Source organism: Acinetobacter sp. YH12231 (assembly GCF_013417755.1).
GTDB lineage: Bacteria > Pseudomonadota > Gammaproteobacteria > Pseudomonadales > Moraxellaceae > Acinetobacter > Acinetobacter amyesii.
Genome location: NZ_VPDJ01000054.1, coordinates 1 through 3720, shown reverse-complemented (window position 1 = coordinate 3720; position 3720 = coordinate 1). Strand labels below are relative to the sequence as shown.

Below are 3720 nucleotides of genomic sequence, written 5' to 3'. Positions count from 1 at the left end.
CAAGTAACTTGGACCAGTGTTGATCATTTAGCATTGTTCGAGGCATAGCGAGTGTAAAATTGGGTTTGGCGATTTAATTTTACTATCTCGCTATTTTTTTAATCAACAAATGTCAACAGACCCTAATTTCATCTAGTTGGTTTTGCTTCGGTTACTTTCTAAGCTATCCAGATAAAGTAAGTTTAGCGAACTGCTTCAACATGCAATTTATAATTAACTGTTCTATTATTCCGTGCCGTATTCCGCATTTGGTAGATCTGAATCAAATAATTGCCTGATTCTGGCAGCTTGAATTTTCCAGATGCTCCTGTTGTAGATCCAATCACCAAAGCGTCTGCTTTTCCTGGTTTATCACCAGGAGCATATATATTAATTTGGGCTAAATCATGATTGCTTGTCAGCTTATAGCTTAAAGTTTGTCCAGCCTTAGCATTCAAACTATACTGAATGTCATCGTAGCCTTTAAATGATCCTGCAACTGTAGTACCAATAGCACCTTTTGCAAACTGAATGGGTTTTACTGGTGCAGCAGATACACTTGGCGAAACCGCCGCAGACAAAGCCAAAGTTATTGAACCTAACAAAGTTAATTTTTTCATCACTATGTGCCATTTTTAAATTGATCATTTTTAATCATGTGAAATTCTAAATTTCATCAATGATTTTTCATTTATATCGTAAGATGTACAAAGCACTTTTGCCATTTCCTTTTGTTATCCATTGATATAAAAAAACCGTACGAAGGTGGCTTATTTTTACTTGAGCAGTCCGTATCTTGCATGTGAAAGTGTCTGTAATTCAAACATGTGGTCGTAATCATAGTTTGGCATTATGAATCCACATTTTTACTTACGTTTGATATGGCACTGCTCATAGAGAACATATTGTCGTTGAGCATGCTCATCAGTAATGAATTGAGTAATGCTGGGCTATGTGTATTCCACCACGCTTGAAAGACTCGTGCATGTACGCAGAGCATTTCTAGGAATTGTTTTTCATCTATATAGATATTTCCTTTTGACTTAACTTCTAAAGTTTCTAGGTAATTTACTGCGTCGTGGAAATGAATGGGCAACAGATCGCTATAACGTGCGATGCGGAAGTGTTTTTTGTGACGTGACCACATTTCTGCATGTAGTTTGCGTTCACCTTGGGCACGTCGGTCGATAATTTCTTTGAGTTCTGCTTGCTGCTCTGCGTTGATTTTTACTCGTGTGTCGATTTGCTGTTTTAGAACTTCTTTTTCCAGTACATCGAGTACCCATTTGCGGAATTCTTTAGCGACTTGTGTGAGGGCGAAGATTGCTATTAAATGAGAGCGCCACGTTAAGAAAATATTCGTAACACCCAATTGGGGTAAAGCACCTTAAGGTGCTTTTATTAGCGGTAACTCTTATTTCCTCCGGAAGTATAGCAATAACGACCACCTCTTGGACCATAACAATACGAGCCTGAATCACAAGAACAACCTTTAGAATATGTTTTTTTAACTTTTGTGTTAGGTTGACTCTTTATATGCGAGGAATAACTGTTCTTCACTGTACTTTTTGAGTATAGATCACCTTTAAGAAAGCAGTTTTCAAATGCGCATAAATATTTGGATAAAACCCATTTAGGACTTTCAAATTCTTTTGATAATCTTTCCCACTGATCTTTTCTATCATATATTAGAACGGCATCACCTCTTGCTAACTTTTCTACAATTTCCCCATTTTTAGGATTGTTTCTAACATTAAGAGTACTGGTATTTACATATTTCTTTGCTAAAGGATAGAATTCTTCTTCATTTAATTCCAAACCATCAAAAGCAAAACTAAATGATGACAATAGGATTAGAGATAGCTGTAGAATTATTTTTTTCATTAAGCATTACTCAAGATTGTTGTAGATTCACAAATACAAATAATAAAAGCCATCCAAAACTTATAAACCTTGCTGGCTTTGAATAGCCTTCACGCAAAGTAAACCATGCGAAAATATATGGCATTAGAAAGATTCCAATGCCTAAAAGAATCGAAACCTTCCGCTCAAACTTTGGCATAAATGGTAAAGGTGTAGGAACTTGCGTTCCTACAGGAGACATATTCATTTGCATGCTAGACCTTACAGGCTCACTTCTAACAGTTTCTTTCTTTACTTGCTTAGGGCTAAAACTGCTATACGAAAGCCCAGTACCAGGCAAACCAACAGTTGTTCTTGTTCCCTTTTTGCCAAGGTTTACACGCGCGCCTTTACCGCCTAATGAAACGCTAGAAATACCCTTTTTCGTAATATTTAAACGTACACCCGGTGCTATCTTTAGACTTTTTCTAAAATTAAAACCCACGATTAACCCCTTATATTAAAGCTGGAATTTCTTCCTCAAGCCTTTTTTCTGCCTGAGTTTTTTCATGTCTAATTGTTTGGCTTTGTCTATATTGCTCAGCTTCAGCTGTAATAGTAAATTCAGCATCGCTTGAAATCTTATGAACCTCACTTTGGATTTCATCTAAAGTCACATGGAAAAATTCTTTTCGGAGATTGACTAGATTTAAACGACGTTCAGCAAACACTTTATGAAGCGCATTTTCCATAGCCGGTGCATTTTCGCTATAGATCATTGCATGTACATCAAAGTAGAACGGCACACTAGCATCGCCCAGTTCATGTACACGATCTATTGGCTCCAAACGGCGCGTCATACCAATCTTATAGACATCTTCGCCAAATGATCCGATGTTAGAAATAATATAAACATGTCCCGCTTTTGTCTGCTGTGCCATTGATAGTGCGCGCTCATTTTTCTGATGAGCCTCTTCTAACTTAATTGATAACTCAGCAATTTCTGCATTCAATTTATCTAAGTTACCACCGACAGCTTTTGCTGCTTCAGCTTGTGCTTTCAATAATAATTTTTGGAATTTTTCCTCTTCCTTCTGAGCTGCCGCCATTTCCTGCTCAAGCTTTGCCTCTTCGCGCATTTGACGGCGAATTTCAGCCTGCTCCTCTTTCTCTTCTTTTACTTTTTCTTGATATCCATAAGCCAACCATAACTCCTGCATCTTCATGTCCACATATTTACGATCAATATAGACATGGTTTGACTCATTCATTTTATTTATATCTTCGGCAGCTTTGCGAATACGCTCCTGCATTTTTTCTATATTATTCCAACGCACATTTGCTATAGCTGCTTCACATTCATTATTGAATGCTCGCGTTGTTAGCTTGATTGCGCGTGTGACCATTTTCTTACCTTCAGCTTTACTTTCTCCCACAGTCCACTCTGTAGAGCAAGTGACTGCGGTTTTAGCCTTAAGCATTGATTTCTGTTTTTCTCTGATCAACGCAATTCTTTGTTTATATTCTTCAGATGTTCCAAAATCAAAATGTGGCTTATAAAACCCAGATTAAGCTAATTCTAAATCTTCATCATATACAGCAATCTTACGAGTTAATATTTGGAAAAGACCATATTTTTTTTGGTAATCCAGCTGAAGCGCTTGAATATCGCTACTTAGTTGAGTCTTACGCTTTAAAGATTCTTCGACTTCCTTATCAACATCTATAATTCTTGAATATCTAGCTTCATATTTTTTTTAATTGAGTCTGATTATTAGGGTCTGTTGACATTTGTTGATTAAAAAAATAGCGAGATAGTAAAATTAAATCGCCAAACCCAATTTTACACTCGCTATGCCTCGAACAATGCTAAATGATCAACACTGGTCCAAGTTACTT

5 protein-coding genes are annotated in these 3720 nt (G+C 36.9%); all 5 read right to left on the bottom strand.

What is annotated here, in order from left to right; genetic code table 11:
- Nucleotides 1-182: 182 nt before the first annotated feature.
- A complete protein-coding gene (locus tag FTV11_RS16810) occupies nucleotides 183-599 on the bottom strand; it encodes a DNA breaking-rejoining protein (protein ID WP_168379498.1) in 417 nt (138 codons plus the stop codon).
- Nucleotides 600-829: 230 nt separating this feature from the next.
- Nucleotides 830-1351 carry a hypothetical protein gene (locus tag FTV11_RS16805; RefSeq protein WP_168379499.1) on the bottom strand — a complete coding sequence of 174 codons (522 nt, stop codon included), beginning with the start codon at nucleotides 1349-1351 and terminating at the stop codon, nucleotides 830-832.
- Nucleotides 1352-1380: 29 nt separating this feature from the next.
- A complete protein-coding gene (locus tag FTV11_RS16800) occupies nucleotides 1381-1863 on the bottom strand; it encodes an SH3 domain-containing protein (protein ID WP_180009663.1) in 483 nt (160 codons plus the stop codon).
- A gap of 10 nt (nucleotides 1864-1873) precedes the next feature.
- A complete protein-coding gene (locus tag FTV11_RS17355) occupies nucleotides 1874-2326 on the bottom strand; it encodes a DUF4236 domain-containing protein (RefSeq protein WP_180009664.1) in 453 nt (150 codons plus the stop codon).
- Between the two features lie 10 nt (nucleotides 2327-2336).
- Complete coding sequence (locus tag FTV11_RS16790) at nucleotides 2337-3326, bottom strand: DUF4041 domain-containing protein (protein WP_180074499.1); 990 nt, start codon at nucleotides 3324-3326, stop codon at nucleotides 2337-2339.
- Nucleotides 3327-3720: the final 394 nt, after the last annotated feature.

Excerpts from the sequence above, each read along its gene's own strand:
- FTV11_RS16800 (WP_180009663.1), bottom strand. The coding sequence starts at position 1,863 with ATGAAAAAAATAATTCTACAGCTATCTCTAATCCTATTGTCATCATTT.
- FTV11_RS16810 (WP_168379498.1), bottom strand. The coding sequence starts at position 599 with ATGAAAAAATTAACTTTGTTAGGTTCAATAACTTTGGCTTTGTCTGCG.